Annotated in this window: 25 protein-coding genes and 1 rRNA gene; 3 read left to right on the plus strand and 23 right to left on the minus strand. The window is 39.3% G+C overall.

Going from position 1 to position 21,857, the window contains the following annotated elements; genetic code table 11:
* Nucleotides 1-129: 129 nt before the first annotated feature.
* The 3 genes from Q7P97_RS07740 to metG form a co-directional block, all read right to left on the minus strand.
* Nucleotides 130-1,395 carry a G5 and 3D domain-containing protein gene (locus Q7P97_RS07740; RefSeq protein ID WP_303968652.1) on the minus strand — a complete coding sequence of 422 codons (1,266 nt, stop codon included), beginning with the start codon at nucleotides 1,393-1,395 and terminating at the stop codon, nucleotides 130-132.
* Nucleotides 1,396-1,526: 131 nt separating this feature from the next.
* Entirely contained in the window at nucleotides 1,527-2,294 is a 768-nt protein-coding gene (locus Q7P97_RS07745; protein WP_303968653.1) for a TatD family hydrolase, read from the minus strand.
* Between the two features lie 463 nt (nucleotides 2,295-2,757).
* Nucleotides 2,758-4,716, minus strand: coding sequence for a methionine--tRNA ligase (gene metG, locus Q7P97_RS07750; protein WP_483315730.1), 1,959 nt, complete (start codon nucleotides 4,714-4,716; stop codon nucleotides 2,758-2,760).
* A 303-nt stretch (nucleotides 4,717-5,019) separates the two neighbouring features.
* Here metG and abrB point away from each other — a divergent pair, with 303 nt between their 5' ends.
* Nucleotides 5,020-5,295: a transition state genes transcriptional regulator AbrB gene (gene abrB, locus Q7P97_RS07755; RefSeq protein WP_099625959.1), complete on the plus strand. Its 276-nt coding sequence runs from the start codon at nucleotides 5,020-5,022 to the stop codon at nucleotides 5,293-5,295.
* A 43-nt stretch (nucleotides 5,296-5,338) separates the two neighbouring features.
* On the opposite strand, the gene rsmI is transcribed toward abrB, so the two are convergent.
* The 19 genes from rsmI to Q7P97_RS07850 form a co-directional block, all read right to left on the minus strand.
* Nucleotides 5,339-6,214 carry a 16S rRNA (cytidine(1402)-2'-O)-methyltransferase gene (gene rsmI, locus Q7P97_RS07760; protein WP_483315732.1) on the minus strand — a complete coding sequence of 292 codons (876 nt, stop codon included), beginning with the start codon at nucleotides 6,212-6,214 and terminating at the stop codon, nucleotides 5,339-5,341.
* Entirely contained in the window at nucleotides 6,214-6,477 is a 264-nt protein-coding gene (locus Q7P97_RS07765) for a GIY-YIG nuclease family protein (protein ID WP_303968655.1), read from the minus strand. Before Q7P97_RS07765 ends, rsmI begins: the two co-directional genes overlap by 1 nt.
* Entirely contained in the window at nucleotides 6,464-7,207 is a 744-nt protein-coding gene (locus Q7P97_RS07770) for a tRNA1(Val) (adenine(37)-N6)-methyltransferase (protein ID WP_303968673.1), read from the minus strand. Before Q7P97_RS07770 ends, Q7P97_RS07765 begins: the two co-directional genes overlap by 14 nt.
* A 55-nt stretch (nucleotides 7,208-7,262) precedes the next feature.
* Nucleotides 7,263-7,622, minus strand: a complete 360-nt coding sequence (yabA, locus tag Q7P97_RS07775) for a DNA replication initiation control protein YabA (RefSeq protein ID WP_303968656.1) — start codon at nucleotides 7,620-7,622, stop codon at nucleotides 7,263-7,265.
* A 13-nt stretch (nucleotides 7,623-7,635) separates the two neighbouring features.
* Nucleotides 7,636-8,463: a PSP1 domain-containing protein gene (locus Q7P97_RS07780; RefSeq protein ID WP_303968657.1), complete on the minus strand. Its 828-nt coding sequence runs from the start codon at nucleotides 8,461-8,463 to the stop codon at nucleotides 7,636-7,638.
* Nucleotides 8,456-9,466 carry a DNA polymerase III subunit delta' gene (gene holB, locus Q7P97_RS07785; RefSeq protein ID WP_303968658.1) on the minus strand — a complete coding sequence of 337 codons (1,011 nt, stop codon included), beginning with the start codon at nucleotides 9,464-9,466 and terminating at the stop codon, nucleotides 8,456-8,458. Before holB ends, Q7P97_RS07780 begins: the two co-directional genes overlap by 8 nt.
* 68 nt (nucleotides 9,467-9,534) lie before the next feature.
* Nucleotides 9,535-9,975, minus strand: a complete 441-nt coding sequence (locus Q7P97_RS07790) for a YaaR family protein (protein WP_085427736.1) — start codon at nucleotides 9,973-9,975, stop codon at nucleotides 9,535-9,537.
* A gap of 17 nt (nucleotides 9,976-9,992) precedes the next feature.
* Entirely contained in the window at nucleotides 9,993-10,322 is a 330-nt protein-coding gene (darA, locus tag Q7P97_RS07795; RefSeq protein ID WP_029054849.1) for a cyclic di-AMP receptor DarA, read from the minus strand.
* 53 nt (nucleotides 10,323-10,375) lie between these two features.
* The gene (tmk, locus tag Q7P97_RS07800) at nucleotides 10,376-11,017 is read right to left on the minus strand and encodes a dTMP kinase (RefSeq protein WP_303968659.1); all 642 of its coding nucleotides are present in this window, start codon (nucleotides 11,015-11,017) and stop codon (nucleotides 10,376-10,378) included.
* 15 nt (nucleotides 11,018-11,032) lie between these two features.
* Entirely contained in the window at nucleotides 11,033-12,457 is a 1,425-nt protein-coding gene (locus tag Q7P97_RS07805; RefSeq protein ID WP_303968660.1) for an aminotransferase class I/II-fold pyridoxal phosphate-dependent enzyme, read from the minus strand.
* An 88-nt stretch (nucleotides 12,458-12,545) separates the two neighbouring features.
* Nucleotides 12,546-15,053 carry a winged helix-turn-helix domain-containing protein gene (locus Q7P97_RS07810; RefSeq protein ID WP_303968661.1) on the minus strand — a complete coding sequence of 836 codons (2,508 nt, stop codon included), beginning with the start codon at nucleotides 15,051-15,053 and terminating at the stop codon, nucleotides 12,546-12,548.
* A 29-nt stretch (nucleotides 15,054-15,082) separates the two neighbouring features.
* Complete coding sequence (locus Q7P97_RS07815; protein WP_303968662.1) at nucleotides 15,083-17,641, minus strand: winged helix-turn-helix domain-containing protein; 2,559 nt, start codon at nucleotides 17,639-17,641, stop codon at nucleotides 15,083-15,085.
* A gap of 58 nt (nucleotides 17,642-17,699) precedes the next feature.
* Nucleotides 17,700-18,152 (minus strand): helix-turn-helix transcriptional regulator, encoded by a 453-nt coding sequence (locus tag Q7P97_RS07820; protein ID WP_303968663.1) that lies wholly within the window; start codon nucleotides 18,150-18,152, stop codon nucleotides 17,700-17,702.
* Entirely contained in the window at nucleotides 18,121-18,333 is a 213-nt protein-coding gene (locus Q7P97_RS07825) for a hypothetical protein (RefSeq protein ID WP_303968664.1), read from the minus strand. The genes Q7P97_RS07820 and Q7P97_RS07825 overlap by 32 nt, the downstream gene beginning before the upstream one ends.
* A 108-nt stretch (nucleotides 18,334-18,441) precedes the next feature.
* Complete coding sequence (locus Q7P97_RS07830) at nucleotides 18,442-18,621, minus strand: hypothetical protein (protein ID WP_303968665.1); 180 nt, start codon at nucleotides 18,619-18,621, stop codon at nucleotides 18,442-18,444.
* Entirely contained in the window at nucleotides 18,618-18,803 is a 186-nt protein-coding gene (locus Q7P97_RS07835; protein WP_303968666.1) for a hypothetical protein, read from the minus strand. The genes Q7P97_RS07830 and Q7P97_RS07835 overlap by 4 nt, the downstream gene beginning before the upstream one ends.
* 111 nt (nucleotides 18,804-18,914) lie before the next feature.
* Nucleotides 18,915-19,097, minus strand: a complete 183-nt coding sequence (locus tag Q7P97_RS07840) for a hypothetical protein (protein ID WP_303968667.1) — start codon at nucleotides 19,095-19,097, stop codon at nucleotides 18,915-18,917.
* 45 nt (nucleotides 19,098-19,142) lie between these two features.
* On the minus strand, nucleotides 19,143-19,349 hold the full coding sequence (locus Q7P97_RS07845) for a hypothetical protein (RefSeq protein WP_303968668.1): 207 nt from the start codon (nucleotides 19,347-19,349) through the stop codon (nucleotides 19,143-19,145).
* 159 nt (nucleotides 19,350-19,508) lie between these two features.
* On the minus strand, nucleotides 19,509-19,769 hold the full coding sequence (locus Q7P97_RS07850) for a hypothetical protein (RefSeq protein WP_303968669.1): 261 nt from the start codon (nucleotides 19,767-19,769) through the stop codon (nucleotides 19,509-19,511).
* Between the two features lie 781 nt (nucleotides 19,770-20,550).
* Between Q7P97_RS07850 and Q7P97_RS07855 the strand changes: the two genes are divergently transcribed.
* Both Q7P97_RS07855 and Q7P97_RS07860 read left to right on the plus strand, forming a co-directional pair.
* Nucleotides 20,551-20,934 carry a helix-turn-helix domain-containing protein gene (locus Q7P97_RS07855; protein WP_303968670.1) on the plus strand — a complete coding sequence of 128 codons (384 nt, stop codon included), beginning with the start codon at nucleotides 20,551-20,553 and terminating at the stop codon, nucleotides 20,932-20,934.
* A 230-nt stretch (nucleotides 20,935-21,164) separates the two neighbouring features.
* Nucleotides 21,165-21,395 (plus strand): hypothetical protein, encoded by a 231-nt coding sequence (locus Q7P97_RS07860; RefSeq protein WP_303968671.1) that lies wholly within the window; start codon nucleotides 21,165-21,167, stop codon nucleotides 21,393-21,395.
* 374 nt (nucleotides 21,396-21,769) lie between these two features.
* Here the strand turns inward: Q7P97_RS07860 and rrf are convergent.
* A 5S ribosomal RNA gene (gene rrf / locus Q7P97_RS07865) occupies nucleotides 21,770-21,857 on the minus strand; the annotation flags it as partial.

The raw sequence follows: 21,857 nt of genomic DNA on the forward strand, positions 1-21,857 counted from the left end.
TTCCTCTTTTCTCACGATATCATTCTTACTATTTTACTGCGTTTTTCTATTCTATACAACCTTACCGATAGGAAACAGAAAAAACCGATAAGAGGAAGAGTCTTTCTTCTCCTTATCGGCCAGCTTTTATTAGTTGATGACTTTGATTTTTACTTGACGGCGACCAAATGCATAAGCCGCTTCTTTTGTTGGCATGTGTAAGTCGATACGGTTTCCTTTGATAGCTCCCCCTGTATCTCCTGCAATTGCGTAACCATAGCCTTCCACCCAAACTTTAGAGCCTAGTGGAATGACTCTTGGATCTACTGCAATCAATTTCATACCCGGATTTGCGCGCAAGTTAACGCCTGTAGCTGTGATTCCTGAACATCCGTTACAATAAGCTGTATACGCACTTGCATTAGCGTAGAATTCTTTTCCGCCGCTAGGCTCTCCGCTGTTGCCACGTGATACTGCAACTTGTGCTTTCGCTGGCGTGCTTGAAGATTTTGCTGACGCACTTGTAGTCGCTTTTGCCGGCGCAGCCGCTGCTATTTCTACTTTCGGTGCTTTAGCTCCTACGTGAACTACTTTGGCTGTAGGTTCTTCTACCATTGTTTTACCAACGAACTCACGCGAAACGATTTTTCCGTTCTTTTTTGTAATTTGGAACTTCTTTTGTAACTTACCCTTTTTACCATTCGTGACGACTTTCTCTTCACCTTTAAGCATTGTCATATCTGTTTTTCTCTTTGTTTTGAAATCTGCTGATTCTACTACTACATCAGTAATTTTTTCAACACGCGCGATGTTTACCACTGCATTAGATGCTGTGAGTTTCGCACTTGTGTCACCTTCTACTTTATCCAAGTTTGAAAGACGAATGTTTTGATCTGTTAAAAACTTTCTCACTGTAGTTTGAGTAGACCAAACAGTGCTTTCTTTTCCACCATCTTTAACTGTAACAGGAAATGCTTTTGCAATCGCAATTGGTTGATTGTCTGTAATCTTCGTTTCGAGAGCAGGTTCGATTTCATCATGAGTAGTGATTTCAATTCCCGCTGTCTTCAACACATCATTTACTGTAGCATCTGTTGTCCATAGTTCTTGTGTCTTGCCATCCACATCAATCATGACTTGTTTAGCTTTTTGCCATTTGATTGCTGTGTCATTTTCAACTGGCGTATTGACTGCTGGTTCTACTATGTCATGCTTTGCTACTTTTACGTCATTCGCCGCTAATACTTCTCCAACCGTAGCTGCTGCTGTACGTAATTCTATTTGCTTTCCATTAAGATCCATTGAGACGTTTTTCTTCTTCCCGTCAATCAATACGAGTGACGTTGTTGCTACGAATAATGCCATTGCCATAAATAAAATCCCAATGCGCATAAACTTGGTATTCTTCTGAGACATGTAAAAGTTTCCCCTTTCATTACTCGGCTGAGTATATAGCGTTTATTTTTTACTGTCAAACTATTAAACTACCTATCCTTGCCAACTAGAATCATTTCGGACGTGTAAGACAAATAATTGCCATAAATCGTTCACTGAATGTTAAACAGTTGTAATGCATTTGCAGTCGTTTGTTTGGCTACTTCCTCAACCGATACTTCCTTTAAACGGGCAATTTCTTCTGCCACTAGCGGTACATAAGAAGGTTCATTACGTTTCCCTCGATAAGGATGCGGTGCTAAGTATGGTGCATCCGTTTCGATCAGTAGCTTATCGAGTGGAATCTGTGTCGCTACTTCTTTCGGCATTCTAGCATTTTTAAATGTTACAGGTCCACCTAACGAGATGAAGAAGTTCATATCTATACATTGTTTAGCTGTTTCTACGCTACCGCTGTAACAATGCATGATCCCACCGACTTTCGCCGCATTTTCTTCTTGCAGAATGCGAACTACATCACCTGTTGCGTCGCGGTTATGAATGATGATTGGCAAATCTACTTCTTTAGCCAACTGTATTTGTTTGCGAAATACTTCTTGTTGTATGTCTTTCGGCGATTTATCCCAGTGATAATCGAGACCGGTTTCTCCGATGCCGACAACCTTTGGATGGGCTGCTAATTCTTTGATCCATTGTAGATCGCTATCTGTGCAATCTATTGCATCAACAGGATGCCAGCCAATAACGCCATAGATGAATGGATATTGTTCTACTAATTCCATGGCCTTGTTGATAGTTTTTGTATCAAACCCAACTACAACCATCTTTTCTACGTTTGCATCAATTGCACGTTGAATGACTTCTTCCACGTCTTCTTCGTATTGATCTGCATTTAAGTGAACATGTGTATCAATAAACATAGTATCTCTCCTAACACTGTTTCCTATTCTATAATTTTTGTTTGTGTCTTTCATCTCATTTATATTACAGTTGTGTAACAAGTAGATTGTTAATTCCGTCTAGTAGCTACGGAATGCTTTACTAGTAGTCATGCTGAGAAGTAAGAATGTATATGGTGAATAATTAGCTTTTATAGGTTTGTTGTAACATTTATGACATAAAAATTGAGCAAGTGAGTAGAAGTCGTTGATCTACATTCCGGACGGACGCGTTCCATTCCGATCAACTAGTGCTGTATTCTCCCTTCAAGATTTTAAGAAACCGTTGTGCTGATAGCGTCCCTATTAGTTTTTCCTGACTAGTATTCAGCACTATTACCCTACGCATCTTACTCTCCACTCACTCAATTCATGTCAAAATGCAAAAAGCTGTCATCAGAAATCGTAATTCCGACTTCTGATGACAGCTTTGTATTTTACTAACTTATTTTACTTGTGCGCCGTTCTCTAATGAAGGATCGACTGTTGCAAGTTTTAACACGCCGTCTTTTTCGCCCGCCAAGATCATACCTTGTGATAATTCTCCACGTAGTTTAACCGGCTTCAAATTCGCAACAACAATTACTTTCATGCCAACTACGTCTTCAGCGCTGTAATGTTGCGCAATACCAGACACGACTTGACGTTGCTCGTAGCCCAAGTCCACTTGCAACTTCAACAACTTGTCAGCTTTTGGCATTTTTTCGCATGCTGTGACAGTTGCTACACGCATGTCTACATTCATAAATGCATCAAATGTAATTTCATTTGTTTCTTCTTTCACTTCTTCTACCTTCTCTTCTACTTCAGCTGGTGCCGTAATCGCCATTTGCTGACGAATATATTCGACTTCTACTTCTGTTTCGAGACGCGGGAAGATGGGAACACCTTTTTTGATAACTTTTGTACCTGCAGGAATAGCATAGCCTTCTTCTAATGAAGCCCAGTTTAATGAATCTTCAGTGAGACCCAGTTGATCTATCATTTGTTTAGGTGCGTTTGTCATGAATGGCTGCAAGAGTATAGCTGTATGATGAAGAGATAGTGCCAAATGATACATAACCGACGCTAGTTTCATACGATCTTCTTCTGATTTTGCCAATACCCATGGAGATGTCTCATCAATATATTTATTTGTGCGGGATATTAATGCCCACACATCAGAAAGTACGACACTAAACTGCATCTTTTCCATAGAATTCTCATATTTCTTCACTGTATGCTGAATCATGTCACGTAATGGCGCATCAAATTCGGTCGGTACAAGATCTTTTGTTAAAATTTCTCCATCAAAGTATTTATTGATCATGGAAATGGTGCGGTTTAATAAGTTTCCTAAATCATTCGCTAAGTCATAGTTAATACGCTCGACAAATGCTTCCGGTGAGAATACACCATCTTGGCCAAATGGTAATTCACGAAGCAAGAAATAACGTGTAGCATCGAGGCCATAGCGTTCAACAAGCATTTCAGGATAGACTACATTACCTTTAGACTTAGACATTTTGCCATCTTTCATCATGATGAACCCGTGTGCGAATACTTTCTTCGGCAAAGGAAGATCTAGTGCCATTAAGAATATCGGCCAATAGATTGTGTGGAAACGGACAATATCTTTTCCTACTACATGCACATCCGCTGGCCAGTATTTATTGAATAACGATTCGTCATCGGACATATAACCAAGAGCCGTAATATAATTCGTCAATGCATCGACCCATACGTAAATAACGTGCTTTGGATCTCCAGGCACTTTAATTCCCCAGTCAAATGACATGCGAGAAACGGATAAATCCTCAAGTCCTGGTTTAATGAAGTTATTGATCATTTCATTTTTGCGTGATTCTGGTTCAATAAATGTAGGATTCTCTTCATAATACGCAAGTAAACGGTCTGCATATTTCTTCATGTTGAAGAAGTATGACTCTTCTTCTACGCGGTGAACGGGGCGGCCGCAGTCCGGACAATTCCCGTCAACAAGTTGCGACTCAGTAAAGTACGATTCACATGGCACGCATTTCCATCCTTCATACTTTCCTTTATAAATGTCTCCATTATCAAGGAACTTCTTGAATATCTTTTCAACGACTGTCTTGTGACGATCTTCTGTCGTACGGATTAAGTCATCGTACGTGATATCCATCAGTTTCCATAGGTCCTTCGCAACGTCTGCAATACCGTCAACATATTTAATTGGCGATAGACCTTCTTCTTCTGCCTTTTCTTGGATCTTCTGTCCATGCTCGTCCATTCCAGTTAGGAATCTGACGTCATATCCGCGCAAACGCTTATAACGTGCCATAGCGTCAGAAGCGATTGTTGTATATGCCGTTCCTATATGAAATTTCCCACTTGGATAATAAATGGGTGTTGTAATATAAAATGTTTTAGATTGATTCTCCACGTGTAATTCCTCCAAATATTTAATGTGTACTTTCATTTTATCGGATATTGCACAAAAGTGCCATGTTATCATCCGAACCCTATATTTCCTATAACTTCTACCAGCTTGCTCACTGTCTGTAATCCTCATACATTCAACATCTCTCATTTTTTACCTGTCAAAAATTTAATAAAAAATAATAGTGTTTATTTAAGTTATGATGATTGACGGTTATTGGAAGAGTTGGTATGATGTTTAATAGACAAAAGAAATATGTCGAATTTTGACGAATGTTAAATCTATAGTGTAGGAGGAATTCTTCTCATGAAGTCTACTGGAATTGTAAGGAAAGTTGACGAGCTAGGCCGCGTTGTAATCCCGATTGAACTGCGTCGTACGCTTGGTATTGAGCAAAAAGACGCGTTAGAAATATACGTGGACGATGACAAAATTATCTTGAAAAAGTACTTGCCTAATATGACATGTTCTATTACTGGAGAAGTATCAGATGATAATCTTCGTTTGATCGACGGTAAGCTAATTTTGAGTCCTGAAGGCGCAAAACAATTGATGGATGAAATTCAAAATAAAATCAATTAATTTGCAAAAATCCTGAACGGTTATCCGCTCAGGATTTTTTGTATTATTCTATGTGATATGCTTGATAGACATCCCGTTTACTTACTTCACGTGCTTCCGCTACTTCCTTGATAGCATCCTTCGATCGAATCGCTTTTTCTTCTATTACTTGTTCTACATGCTCCTTCATAGACAAGTCTGTCCACCAGGCAGTTGCGACAGTATGTTGGACATGTTGATTTCCTTCCACAACTAAGCAGAACTCACCTCTGACTTCATTCGTTTCAGCCCACTCTACTGCTTCTGCAAGCGTCCCTCTCAACAACTCTTCAAATCGTTTCGTCAACTCTCGTGCCATAACAATCTTTCGTTCATCACCAAATTGTTCCGCTAAACCACGTAATGTTTGTTTTAAACGATGTGGAGCTTCGTAAAACAACAATGTTTCCTCATAATCTTGCAACTTTTCAAGCTGTGTCTTTAATTCCTTCTTTTGGCGTGATAGAAATCCAAAGAATAGAAATGGTTGCGGTGTAATGCCTGAGGCTACCAATGCTGTAACTGCTGCGTTCGGTCCCGGAACAGAAACAACAGCAACTCCGTGTTCAATCGCCAGTTCCACAAGATCTGCGCCTGGATCTGAAATACATGGCATTCCCGCATCACTGACAATGGCAATATCCTTCCCATCTTGAAGTAGTTCTATAATCTTTTCCCCAGCCACGCGCGTATTATGTTCATGATAGCTGATCATTTGTGTTTGAATCTCAAAATGATTACATAATTTGATCGTATTACGTGTATCTTCTGCCGCAATATAATCTACTTCTTGTAAGATCCGGACAGCACGGAATGTCATGTCTTCCAGATTACCGATGGGTGTGCCTACAATGAACAACTTCCCAAGTTCTGTAGTTTCGGCACTTTTTTGAGATGTAATCATGTGGATCGCTCCTTTTTTAGAAAGTGCTCTTTTTGTTTTCGAGTTAATTGCTTAAATTGATATTCCGCTTGCATCGCTTGTCGCTGTGTTTCAAACGATTCTTTGTAAATATATTGTACCGGTAAGCGACCTCTTGTATACTTTGCACCTTTTCCTTCATTATGTACACGCAAGCGACGCTCTAAATCATTCGTGTACCCCGCATAATACGATCCATCATTACATATCAGAACATAGAAAAAGTGTTCATTCTTCTCCATACAATAACTTCCTTACTTCTTCTGTATACTCTCCATTTTCGCGGTAGACGTACAAAGGTGGGAGGATTTTAAGGTCAGGCTTTCCGTCTTTAATAGCTTCGATTAATAATGTATTCGCTTCTTTTCCTTCTTTCGGGTAGACAAAACGAATGCGCTTTGGTTCCAGACGGTACTGTCTCATTGATGTAATGATATCGAGAAGCCTACCAGGACGGTGAACAAATGCGGCCTTCCCACCCTGCTTCAACAATTCACTTGCGGATTTGACGGCTTGATCGAGTGTCAGCTCCACTTCATGTCTAGCAATGGTATAGTACTCACTTTTATTTCTAGCACTTGCTTCATTGGCCGGGAAATAAGGTGGATTGCATGTGACTGTATCATACAACTCGTAGCCTATTTCTTTTGCAATATCGATGACATTTCTATTTTCAATCGTGATTTGCTCTTCCAAATCGTTAAGCGCTATACTTCTTTGCGCCATATCTGCTAAACGTTCTTGCAATTCAATACCGATAATCTTACCTTTCGTTCGGGCACTCATGAATAGTGGGATTACACCATTACCCGTGCACAAATCTACAATCTTTCCTCCACGAAGTGGCATGTAGGCAAAACGTGCCAATAGCACTGCGTCTAACGAAAAGGAAAAAACTGAAGGACTCTGAATGATGCGCAAGTCCTCCGCCAATAAATAGTCTAGTCGTTCATCACGTTGTAGGTTCACAATCTACACTCCTTCAATCAAAAGAAAAAGCCAATACCTAAAAATAGGAATTGACCTTTCAACCGTTCTGTTTATTTAAAAATGATAGGCAGAATAGACAATCTTCACCTTTACGGCTACTGCCGTAATGTACATTGCACACATGAAAACCTTCATTGTACAAGCGTGCCAGATTGTCTACGCCTTCGCCCACATCTAGCTTCTTTGGACGTTCATCACGCGCGGTCTCTTCTATTTCTTGTGTAATCTTATCGATTTCGTCGAGTCGCGTTCGTAGATGATGGTTTTCCAGACGAAGCGAGTGGTTTTCTTCAGTCATCTCTGCTACAAAACCAATGAGTTCCCTGAATTGCTTTTGCATAGAATCCAACTGTTGTTCAAAATCCATTACTCTGTCAAGAAAGTTCACTTCTTTCAACTGTTCCACCTCATCATTTCGTCAATTGAGCTGTTTCCTTCTGTAAATCCTCAATCTCACTCCACGCATATTCCACTACTCGTTCAAATGCCGGCATATTGACTTGTAGCACTCGCTCCAATAGGTTTAGCCCGACAACTTTTCCTACTCCATCTGGCGTTACTACTTGTTTACCGAGATCAGGCATAAGCGCTTTCGCTTCTTCGTACGCGTCATTCTCATACTTAAGACAGCACATTAAGCGACCGCAAAGACCGGAAATTTTCGATGGGTTCAACGAAAGGTTTTGATCTTTTGCCATCTTAATGGATACGGGCTCAAAATCTCCTAAAAACGTTGAACAACAAAGCATTCTACCGCATGGACCAATACCGCCAAGCATTTTCGCTTCATCCCGTACACCGATCTGGCGCAATTCAATTCTTGTCCGGAATATCGCTGCTAGATCTTTCACAAGATTACGGAAATCTACGCGTCCTTCAGCAGTGAAGTAAAAGACGATTTTATTTCGATCAAATGTATATTCTACATCTACTAAACGCATATCCAATTGATGTTCTGTGATTTTTGCTACACAGACATCAAACGCTTGGTTTGCTTCTTGCTCATTTTCTTTAACACGTTCACGATCACCGTCATCTGCTAGACGGATGATCTTTTTCAGCGGCAAGACAACATCTTCATCATCTATTTCATTACTTCGACTGGCTACTTTACCGTACTCTACGCCTCTTGCCGTTTCTACAATGACATAGTCGCCAATTTCGATTGGCATATCCAATGGATCGAAATAATATAACTTACCCGCTTTTTTAAAGCGGACGCCTACGACTTTAAACAAACAATAACCCCTCCTGCATAGTAAGCACCAATTGTTCTAGTAAAAGCGTACGATTCATGTTTTGATGCAATCGTTTTTTCGCCTGCAAGATGGCATCTATTTTAACAGTTAAACTGCTATAGGTATTTTTGACAGAATGTCCTGTGAAGAGTTCCAATTGATCGGGATAGGCAATAGTAGACGCCAATCCTGCTTTTACCGCCACAATATCACGGTATGCAAAGAGAAGCAAATCCAGCCCTTGTTCACAATCACTTTTTTCCTTCATGAGAGGCATCCAATCTGTCTGAATGAACAGTAACGACTCAACTGGAGATCGCTGTTCGATTGCCTCTACTAATTTTAACACTAATTTCCGTCTCTGTACAAAGGAATCTTCTTGAGCCATTTCATGAGCTACTTCAACATTGGCTGTCATCATCGTTACCGTCGCTGCCATTGAGGCAGTAACTCCTTTTTCAACGAGACTTTCTATGCTGTCTTGACGATTCATTGGTTGTAGAGAAATGCGCTGGCAACGTGATTGAATGGTTGGCAAAATGGCCGAATAAGAATCAGTTAATAAAATGGCTGTAACGCTACCTTCAGGTTCTTCGAGGAATTTCAGTAATGTATTAGCCGCTGAGGTATTCATTCGTTCTGCATTCGTAATCACATATACTTTTCGTCCTTCTTCATATCCTTTTTTCGTCATCTTCATAATTAATTCGGACATTTGATCCTTTTTAATGTCCTGTCCGTCCGGTCTAATCATTACTACGTTCGGATGATTACCCGACTCTATACGTTTACACGAATGACATGTTTCACATGGAACATTTTCTATTGGCTCCATGCATAACAGTAGTTTCGTAAAATATTGTGCGATTGCTTCCTTGCCAGCACCGTTCGAACCGTCAAATATATAGGCATGTCCGATACGCTGTCTTTCATGAATCCTAGTTAACTTATCAATGACTTGTTTCTGAGACTGCAATGCATGGTCGTGCGACTTCTGTGACATGCAAGCTCCTCCTTAGTTAGTAAACATGTTGCAAAAAACCCCGTGCTACATGTGAGTGCAGCACGGGATCACGTATATAAATTGATTAGAAGACCTTTGATTTCTCCTATTTTGGCGAGTAAATCAATGGATGATTCTTCTTCATCCAAAAGCGCCTCCGTCAACGCGATTAGTTTTTCATCTATTGTTTGAACAAGTTTCAATCGGCGACCTTCACCGAATTGGTTCCATGTATGGGATTGTGTTAACTCGATGCCCGAATCTACTGCTTCTTTCAAAAAGCGTTTGATCAGCATCTTGTATTTTGCCATATCACGTAAGTTTCGCGACCTGGCGAGTCGATCTCCAGCATTTGAGATATCCCCAAACAACCGTGTGATCTGTTCTCCTTGAAGACGCGCCCCTTGCTTTTCTACCATTTGTCCAAATTTGTTATTACCTTGTGCATGCCGAAGAGGATCTGGCGGTAACTTATCCATACCTGTACGGAATTCACCATTGACTTTCATCAGCATTCACCTCTATATCAAAAATGGTGGAACTGTTCAATTGGCAAGACAAATACAGTAGCTCCGCCCACTTCTACCTCAATAGGATACGGAATATATGAATCTGCATTACCACCCATCGGTGAAACGGGTGCCACCATCTGATCACGAGAGCGACAATTATCACGAATTAAATCCAATGCTTTAGAGACTAGATCATCTTCCACACCCATCAGGAACGTCGTATTCCCTGCGCGAAGAAATCCACCTGTACTGGCTAATTTTGTATTCCGAAAATCACTTTTAGTCAATGCAGAAGATAATCGGTTACTATCCTGGTCCTGTACCACTGCTACAATCAGTTTCAATGTACTCTCCCCTTTTCCGATTTCTTATGAAAATTCGTTTCCTTTTTATTATATCATGAATCCTTGTGTATGTTGACTTCAGAACTTACAATTCGCCAAACATTTTCAACTACTTGCGCTGGTGTTTGTTGTGCATCCACGACCTGAATCCGTTCGCTATCCAGTCGCATCACTTCTTGATAGCCTTTGTATACCCGCTTATGAAAATCCATTTTTTCCAAATCCAGACGATTTCGTTCACGATCTTTATCCTTCCATATTCGAGCTAGTCCTACTTCAGGTGGCACGTCGAAGAAGATTGTACAATCTGGCATATACTGCTCAATCGCAAATAAGTTGATCGCCAGTACATTTTCAATACCAAGTTCACGTGCGAACCCTTGATAAGCCAATGAACTATCAATGAAACGATCGCAAAGAACAATTTTACCCTGCTCAAGTGCCGGTATGATTTTCTCCACTAAATGTTGTCTACGCGCAGCTGCGTACAACAAAGCTTCCGTTTTACTGTCCATTGCATCATGATTCGAATCTAGGATTACTTCACGGATCTTTTCTGCAATAGGAATTCCACCCGGTTCTCGAGTCATAACGACGTCTTGTCCTTGTGCTCTCAGACGGTCTGTAATCTCTTGTAATACAGTCGTCTTTCCAGCTCCTTCTGGTCCTTCAAAACTAATGAATAATCCCGCCATCTTTTTATCCCCCATCTATTCGACTACTACTATTATTTGTTTTCTCTCAATATTGAACGCTCCCTGAAATCTACAGCCAGCCGTCAAGAGTTTATGCATTTGTTCCGCATGCTCGCGACTAATGCGCTCCCCTGCACAAACTAGAGGAATGCCTGGTGGATAGGGAATAACCGCATCTGCCGCCACATTCCCTATTGCCTTCTCAATATCTATCCACTCTGTATCCATCACATGAATTTGGTTTGCCGTATAGACTACCGATGTCGCAGTACTAATTGGCAAGAAGTTATGGATCTCTACTGACGTAGCTTCTTGAACTGTTACGCTATTCACTGCTTGCCTAAATTTGTCGATTACATCAACACATGATTCTACATGTTTCGCTTTTACTAAAGGCAGTATTAGTAGCACTTGATACAAGTCCGCCAACTCCGTATACACACCCTGTTGTTCCAATGCTTCCTGCAAGACAAACCCGGTATAACCTATTACACGTATAAGTAGCTTTAGTTCATCGTCAGTCTCCACTACTTCGACGTGGTCTATAGTGGATAAACCTCGAATTAAACTACTTCTGTATAGTTGAAAACTTCCATAGTCATCCTCATCATACATCTCTGCATAGTATCTTGCATCATCCAAAGATGCCATCAATAAATAGGATGGACTACTCGACTGCAACATTTGCAGGTAATGAGCCACTCGTTCCGACTCTACAAATTGCGAACGAATATGTAAAAAAGATGCCATCGTCATAGCAGGGAGTGTTTTATGAGCAGATTGAACGACAACATCCGCTCCTAGTTCTAGTGCGCTCTTTGGAAATTCCTTACTTGCTATAAAATGTGCACCGTGCGCTTCATCCACTAAAACTGGTATGTTATGGCTGTGACAAATTTCTATAATCGCTTTCAGATCTTTATTTACCATTCCATAATAAGTAGGTGTAGTTAAAATAGCTGCCTTGCTATTCGGATACTGCGCGAGTGCTTCTTTTATACTTCTCAACGATACCGTTCCAGCCGTTTGCGTACGCTCATGCCAATCTGGGGAAAGAAATACCGCATTGGCACCTGTTAGTTCCAGTGCATTAAATATGGATTTATGTGCATTGCGTTGCACAATAACCGAGTCACCCCGTTGAACCGTCGCATACAGCATAGCCAGATTCCCTACTGTCGAACCGTTCACCAAAAAGAAACTACGGTCACTTCTATAAAGATTGGACAACTTATCTTCAGCTTGTTTAATCGCTTCTGTCGGCTCATGCAAATCATCAAGTCCTGTCAGCTCTGTTACGTCATATGCAAGTGCTTGGCGCATAGCCTCTGGTAAATCAGATAATATCCCACTTTTATGGCCAGGCACATGGAACGAAGCAGGTTTTTGGTCGTGGAAATCCTGCAAAGCCTGCACAAGTGGCCGATCTTGATACTTCATGTATTTTTGCACTCCTTTACTTTCATTCAGTATAGCAAAAAAGCGACACTTCTGATGCAAGAAGTATCGCCTTTTATATCGTCCTATACTATTTATATGCCTTTAACATAGCCTGTGTTCTGGATTTAACACTTAGCTTTTCATATATAGAAGTCAAATAGATCCGCACGCTCCCTTCCGTCAAAGCTAGCTTTTTTGCTATTTTATAATTGGTTTCACCTAGCACGAGAAGTGAGAACACTTCCTGCTCACGTGGTGTTAGTAAATCTAGGACGGGATTCCTTTCTATTGTGGCCTGTAGTAAGCGTTCTACGTAGAAGCGTGGGACCTGATTCCATTCCTTATCACTTTGTTGATTACGTAATTTCATATATTCTTTTAGCATATCCTCCATATTGTCTTCTTCCACAAATAACTGCGTATAACCGTATTCTTTACTACAAGTCATTGCATCTTGTAAGGCCTGAGCCATTTCGGACCAATATGCCATGAGCGCGTAACAAGAACTTTCTAAGATCGCAGCTTCAATATATGTTACGACTTGCCCTTCTTCTAAAGCTTCGAACTTCACACACAATACTTTCTTCAATGCTTCTTCCCATTGCCCCATTCTCAAAAGTAGTCTTGCTTCTACAAGTGCAACAAAAGGATGTTGCTGAATACCTTCCGCGTAGTCATGTTGTATCATCGAGAGCGCCACTTCTGCATCTTCTGGATGGTCTTGTTTCAAGTGCAAGAACGCTTCAAATGCGTATAAAAATCCTTTCCAATAGCTGTCTTCGGTATATAGTAAAGCACTTTGGATCTTCTCATGTGCTTTTTCCATCTCACCATTTGCTATATGCAGTTTACAACTCAATACATACATAGGTATCAACAGACCTGGATCTTGGAAATGATGTGCTAGAAGTAGAGCTTCTACTTGTTGCTTTCTAGCTTCTTTTATTGAACCTGTTACGTACAATGTTTCCGCTTGAATCCCATGATAATAACCTGTGATGGAAAGTTTATTCGTGTGACATGACTGTAGTTCTAATTGTGTTGACTGTATGACTAGTTTTTTGGCTGAACCTAGTGGTGTACGTGATAGTATAGGCTCTATTTTATTAAACTGAAGTGGCAGGGTATATAGTTTAGAGCTTTGTTCTACATGTAAATCAAAACCTTTTTGCAACCACTGTCCCACTTCTGTCACGCCACCCATACGAATGATCGTGATGTAAGATTTGATTAAGAAATAGTCGTATGCAGCAGATCGACTTCTTTCGGTAAATGTATTCCATTCTTTCCGATTCTCTTTCGCCGTCATTTGATTCATGACGTGATCTGCTTCATCCACTCGATGCTCAGCTAGAAGAGCATAAGCAAAGAGTAATTGAAGATCAAAAGCCAATGGAATATGGGCTTCTTCAAATTCTTTACACCAGCAGATAAAAGATGTAGTTTCTTTATTTTTTATTAGATCCTCACCGTAATTCATCATCCAAGTGCTTGCAAGTGGGTATGCTTGCCCCTTTAAGGCGTGGGTGATGGCTTTCACGACGTTACCTTGCTGAAAGTATATACCTGCAGCTTTCCTATGCAAAGTAGATACAAATTCCTTTGAATGGTTTTTCTGCAAGTTTTGCCGTAGCACTACAGCAAAAAGTGGATGATAGCGATATTGTGTATCTATTTCTGAATCGCTTTCTATGAAAAACCCTTTTTCCTCTAGATTCTTCAAATGAATAAGACTCTCTTTACTCTCGAGTAAGGCATCGCATATCTGTTGATTCATCGTGTCCAAGATGGATGTCACTAAGAGGAAATGCTGTGCGGAGCTTGAGAAATTACTCCACAGATCATTTGTTAAAACATTCATAGTGAATTGTCGATGCCTGTCAGATCTCAATTGATGAGATATTTCTTGTGACTGCAAAACCTCTTGAAGTCCCGCAGGCCACCCTTCCGTTTGAATAAACTCTTGCCATACTGATCCTTGCTGTTGAGGGTGTTGTTTCAAGTAGCTTTTCATATCATCATCCGTAATGCGCAATTGCTGCATTCTAACTTCAGTGACAGTTAATAAGGATTGCCATAGTGCGAGTGTAAAGGGAGGAAGATGGCGACTGGCGAAGCAAATTTTTAATGATTCCGGTAAATTCACTACAAAGTATTGAATCATTTCCAATAGTTCTGGATCATTAATATGATGAAAATCATCAATGATCAATCGTACTGGCTTTTCTTTACCTCTGTCTAGTTCTTTATAGAAGCTCCACATGGCATCCAGTTCATTTCGGTCTGCTTTGGCTAACTTCTCATGCAATTTCTTTTTTGGTAGCAAATTGCACGCTGAATAAACAGTATAGATAATATATCTAAAAAACTGAAGTGCTTGATTGTCTTTTTCATCGACTGTTAGCCATGCAATATGTTCATTAAGTTCTTTTGACCAATTAGTCAAAAATGTTGTCTTACCATAACCTGTTGGAGCACTGATAAATAATACGTTTGACTGTACCGCCTCATGTCGGACGGCGAACATACTCTCCCTGCTAATCCACTTTTCAAAACAAACAGGTTTTTGTATTTTCGATTCTACTAATACAACCATTATAGCCATCCCCTTTGTCGATAGTAGTTCTATTGCCAATCCTTCATTTGCAATATAGCTTGAGTTCGCGAGCTGACATTAAGCTTTTTATACACCTTCGATAAATACACTCTAACAGTTCCCTCCGAAAGGAATAGTTGTTCAGCTATTTCCTTATTTGTTGAACCTGTCGCAAGTGCTTTGATCAGCTCTTCTTCTCGCGGAGTCAGCTTCGGTTTACTATGATGAGTGGTTGTGGGACGAGTGATATGATCTGTGCGTAACGACTGTGCAAAAACAAGTGGAACCGTTTTCCATTCAGCCTGTTCAAAATTCATTCGACTTTTTATATAACTGATCAGCACTGGATTTAATGCTTTTTCATCCATGAATAATCTTTTATAACCTGACTTCACTGCTAAATCGAGTGCTTGATGAAGTGTCTCTACCGCGAGTTTTCTCTTGTTGGTTTGCCACATACAGATTGATCGCAATACCTTCGCTTCTATTGAAGTTGTCATTTGAAAATCTTCTTTAGCTTCTTGCGCCACTTGATCAATGTAATAAAGAGCTCTTCGGAAATCACCTTTTTCCATATGCCATCTTGCTCGTACGAGAATCCAGAATTCCAAGCTGGGCTCTGCTTGCTTATAGGTTAGGTTCGATGATTTGTTCAATTCAAATTCTGCCCGATCTAACAACCCTTCTCGAATATAACTAAGTGCTTTCATTGTAATTAAAATGCATTGCCAGTTGGCATTCGTCGCTGAATCTATCGCGTGGTTAAGTAAAGCCTGTGCTTTGATAAACTGTTTATTAACTAGATAAATTTTCGCTTGCAAAATGTACATAGGAACGGACAACCCTGCGTCGGCATGACGGTAAGTATATTCCATTGCCTTTTCTATATATTGCTCTGATTCGGGTAGTAGATTCATTTCATAAAGAACTTCGGCTTGCAGACCATAACTATACCCGGCTAGATTGTGAGCAAGGAATTTATCACTTCGCAAAATATCATTATATATAGATAATTGTTTAAAGGAGCACAATTTACCTCTGTTACCTAAACTAGTCCGTAACAACTGTGGTTCGAAGTGGTTGTAAATGATAGAAACATGTTTCCATCGAGAATCTGTTGGAAATGGGTGATTGTGAATCTTTTTCTGTAAATACAGGACTCTCTTATCAGTCGGTCCACACTGCGTACACAACATAAAGACTTTTACGACCTCTAAAATTAATGATGCATCTTCCAATGCGGCTTCATTTTTCCACCGATCCTTTTCATGTCTACGATCAAGCTCTCTAACAATCGATCCTGCCTTTTCCATATTAAACTGCATTGCTAGATTGAATGCATATATGGTAAGCGTTTCGACATGGATTTCAAAGGAGTTTTTACGAAGCGTCTTAACCCACCACATAAACATTTCTATTTGTTTGGATAAAACGATGTTTACTAGATTCTCTTCGATCCAATGATCCGCTACGGTGAAGAGTTTTCCTTTTATCGCTAGCTCTATTGCTAGAGCATAATCGCCTTGTTCATATTCGACGTATGCTGCTTTGATATAAATTTCAGTGATAGAGTCTTTGGAAAAACGTTGCTGCATCTCGTTCTGTAAAGCAGTTGAAAATAGACTATGATATCTGTATGTCAAATGACTGTTATCTAACCGATGAATAAACAGCCCTCTTTTTTCTATATCCTTCAATATATCTTCACTATCACTACGACCCAGTACCTGATTACATTTTTCAGGTGTTAATTCATTCAACATGGATGTACGTATAAGAAAGTCTTGCATCGAAGGTTTGAGGCTCGATAAAACTTCATAGAGTAAGTGATTTGCTACCACGGGTGATAATATGGAGGAGTCTTTTGACTCCCATTGACGATCATCTTCTATTCCCGCTAAGTGGATTAATTGGATCCCTAAAGCCCAACCTTCTGTAATACGCAATACTTGCTGATAAAAAAATATAGAATGACTCATTTTAGGTGAATGCTTGCTATAAAACTCCCGAACTTCATGCAGTTGAAATTGTAGTTGTTGAATACCAATTTCATATACCCAACCTTTTGTCCGCCACTTTGAAACGGTCAGCGGTACTTCATTTTGACTCGCTATGAATAGCTTCACGTGATGTGGTAAGTAATCGATGAATCTGTTCATCATCTTATGGATGGCTGGATTCGTGATCACATTATAATCGTCCAGAACAAGCGCAATTTTACTACGCGTGTTAGTCAGTTCATTCAATAACATATCTACGATCATAGAATACGGCGGACTAGTCTTAACGAAAGATAAGAGTCTTTCTGTATTGAGCACTTTCCCCTTTTCAGCTAGTGATACAATCATGTACGTCCAAAATCGAATTGGGTCATTATCCATTTCATCCAATGTGAGCCAAGCCGTCGAATCTGTTGTTTCGGAGAATGATTTACTCAGCAGCATCGTCTTTCCATATCCTTTTGGTGCACGAATGATAGTAAGTCGAACTAATCTCGCATGAATAGGAACTTCTATATCTTTTCGGACGATTATTTCTTCGTTCGCTATAGGCATTTTGATTTTTTCATCTGCTCCATATACTTTCACGAATCTTCTCTCCCTTCGGTCGCTTACGACTCACACTAGATATCGATAGTGCAAATATCTATTTGTCATTAGAGACATCTGTGTTGAAAAATATTTCCCCAATTGGCTTATTGAGTTCATCTGAGATCTTCTTCATTGTTTTAGCACTTGGATAGTACGCACCGTTCTCTATTTTAGATAATGCTGTACGTCCGATGCCCACCCGCTCGGCCAATTCCGCCTGCGTCAGATTCATTTGTTTCCTGAGTTCTTTTATATGATTGGCAAGCATCTCGTTTTCTCCTTTCGCCTCCATTTTATAATTGATGGCTTTAATCAGGAATTCTAATGTGCATATATCCATTCTCCCCATCCGCCATAGAGAAACTTTTGTTTGCCCTTCTTCGACTGAAATCTTCATCCATTGATACAAAGTTTGCTGATCTCCATACCAAACAGTGAACTCATTCCCACGTTCATCTCGATAATCAAAGTACATACTACCAACTAAAACCGCCAGCCAATAAAGCAATAACTGGTTGTCCAGGAAGAGTGCTCAATTTCCTCACTACTTTATGGATAAACTTGTTATCTGCTTTTGGACCTGGCTCTGAATGGCCCCCGTTTAAGTTATACGCCATCATGACGTAGACTGGTCCCGTCGGAAAGTCATATTGTTCTACATCTACATTAGGTTCCAATATAATGCGCAATGATTTTCCTTGCGCCCCGAGAACGACAGACCATTCTTGATAAAATTGAATTAAATTTGGGAAATCTTCTTTGTTTATATTTTCATAGTCTATTTCAAGGCCTTCAAATTAATAGGTATCAGCATATTTCAAGATATTATCAATATGGCTTTTACGACTTTCAGGAGTTTCTACTAAACGTCCAACTAACTCAGATTCTTTGTGGATAGCTGTTCCATCAGGTAGAAACTGATCATTCACGATTGTTAAATCTAGTGGAACATTATGTTCTTTTGAAAACTTCTTCATTCCAGCAATCGCATCGTCCATTTCGTCTCAGAAGTAGAGCTGGTCTTTTCATTAAAATAGGCTGCAAAAACCTGTGCACGATCTAGACCTTGAACTTGTTGCAGATCTTCTACTCCGCTTTGCCATTGCCATTCCGTGACCCATGCTGAAAACTTCAATTCATCTGGGTCTGATAAATCCATAGTTTGCTGTAATTTCCTGACATCCACTAAAGTGAAGGCAGGAAATTACAATGAGTATCATTTTTTATTAGTCAGCATTGAAATCTCCGCCTTTTCAGCTCTTGCCAGTCATTAGAAGTGATCAACTACCCAATTCATTGCGGATTTGATAGAACCGATAAATGTATACATGAGTTGCTGCGACTTTTGTATTTCATTCGTAAATAACGTCGCTTGCCCTACATTATTATTAGCTAATGAAGTGATAGTAATATCACTGAACTGCGCATCACGGATTGGATCGTTGAAGTCCAATGTTATCCACGTAGAACCTAGTGCCAGTTTGCCAGCGTGGATATCTTAATTAATAGCTAGCTTATTAATCACTTTCTTGTCATTCAGCCATATAGATAATTTATTGTCTTGAAGTTTCATTTCTATATGTTTCTCGTTAGGTAATTTTTCTTGCTGCACTGGTTCTTCTCCTATGGAAACGGAATCCTTGTCTTCCGTTAATATAGCAAGTTCAACTATAGGTATTGACTTAGTTTCAAGTATTTCTATCACATGTCCTCTAATCTTTCTTCAATAATCAGTTGATTATTTTCAATTGCCATTTTCACATAACCATCACCATTATCACTGTGCCGCAAGAAGATGGATTGTTGGCCTTCAACAGTACCTCGACTTTGCCTGCGAACTGAATATCCTTATCGTTACTTTGTGTTAATATTTATCAGCCAATCCGTTGAAGATAAGTGATAATTCCTTTCTAGTAGTCCACACATAGGAAATAGTTTCAGTATTCTCGCCAATATAAGGATCTATCTTTTCACTGGCTAATGCGACTGCATTAGAACCACTATTGGATTTACCGCCAAATAATGGTGAACATCCTCCTACTACCAATAAAGAACTTAAAAGTAAAAGAAGTGAAGCAGACTTTAATTTTCTTTTGTTGCAAGACTCTTTATATTTATAACGCATTCTCAATACCTTCACTTTCCGTGTCACAACTTTTTTAATAAAAGTTGTTAGTATAACTTACAGAGTTTACACTAAGTATTCCGAACGACTTGTGTTAATAAGAATTTCAGACCTGTTGTTCAGACTATTTGTAAGTTCTATCGCTTTATAGTAGATGTGTTTTAACTATCATCTACTGTACAGTTGTCGTTTTGACAACGATTCAGCAAACTAGAATACATGCTTAAATAGTTATAAACTTTTGAGTAAAACAACGCTGATCTCGGCTTATATCAAAGCCACTTCTCCTTTTCATAAAGTAAATTGCTTTGTGTTGTTTAACAAAATAAAATAAAATAAATAAAAAACCGTTTGTTTAGCTTTACAACACATATTATGTCATTTTGTTCTTATTGTCAACACATTATTCAGACAATTATACTACTAATTAAAGTAGCATCTACTATTTAAGCTTCTTTACTACCTTATTGTAAAATCGTATGAGGGCATATTTTATAAAACTAAGGGGTGTAGAGTATAGAAGTTCCTGTGCTAGTAAAGTATGATAACTACATTGCTAAAGAATCAAAACTTATACTATATGCGTTTTAGCTTTATTAATTGTCTATTAATACACACGAACATTTCTAAAACGGTATTTGCAAAACACTGTATGTACTAAAAAAAGTCTTTTCACCTACTACACTTTCGACATTATTCTGTATATTTTATTATAAATAAGCTATGATAGTAGTGCAGACTTTTCACTAACGAACTGTAGGTAGATAAGGTGGAGATATTATTGAATGGATTTGGAAATCGTCTACGGAAATTACGTGAACAGCATGAAATGACGTTGCGTTATTTAGCGGACCGTGCGGACTTGAGTTACTCTTTTATCGCTTCATTAGAAAAAGGCAGATACAACCCATCACGTGAGACAGTTTGTGCACTAGCAGCGGCATTGGATACGGATAAAAATGAATTACTAATATTAGCAGGTTACTTACCCAACGATACAGTCGATCAAGCCATTTCTTCTTTGAAAAGTAATAGACAACCTAAAGAATTTGTACTTGAGAATTTGTTGCAAGAAGATGTATCTTTTAAAGGAATAACTTTATCTGATGCAGATAAAAACGCACTCTTAGCTTTCATGCAAACAATGTTTAGCTTGAGAGGGTAATTAAATTACTTTATTTCATAAAATTAACAATACTCAATAGTAATTTATATCACTCTACTATATACTAATAGTAGAGTGATTTTCGTATTCACAAATATCCTTGTCGACGTAGACTATATAATCTAAACTTTTTTTGAAGCAGGCAATGAAGTATTTGTTAGTTTGAGAAGTATTTATTTCTGTCTTTTCCCCGATCAATACTTTAACTACTTATAAAGGAGACGAGTATTATGCCAGCTTATATGGTTAATGAGTATTACATCTTTACCTCATTTGAAGAAATGTCTACTCTAATTCATGATATTATTCATTATTCTCTTCTACCTATACAAGATGTTCAACATTCATTTTCTATTCTGACTGGTCAACTGGACACTGTTGCTCTTCAGTTTCAATCAGATAAAGGACATTCCATTGCTGTTCGTTATGAAAGTGAAGATGATATTTACTATTCTGTATGAATAGTTAACGAGCAAGCAAAAATTAAATAGTATATTCATTGTCTAATCCATGTGTGTTTCTAACATGGATCTTTTTAATGTAATTATTTTTTGGGGGGGTTAATGATGGGTGCTAATTTTTTGTTGGCTATGAGCGGTCGTGGGGGATGATAGAGCGGTGTGCACGGTGGATAGAGCAGTAACGGCGAGGAATAGAGCACTCAGCGACGCCCATAGAGCGTTCAACGCAGCGGATAGAGCGTTCACGGAGGACGATTGATTATAGTGGATAGAAAGGTAACGCAATAAATTAACGAAGTCATCTCCTCATTAATGCGATAAAATTCTCCCTGAAACCACAAAAAAGCCACTCCCCAAAGGGAATGGCTTCGCGTGCCTAGCAACGTCCTACTCTCACAGGGGGAAACCCCCAACTACCATCGGCGCTGAAGAGCTTAACTTCCGTGTTCGGTATGGGAACGG

The sequence above is a fragment of the Sporosarcina ureae genome, assembly GCF_029267015.1.
GTDB classification, from domain to species: Bacteria; Bacillota; Bacilli; order Bacillales_A; family Planococcaceae; genus Sporosarcina; species Sporosarcina ureae_D.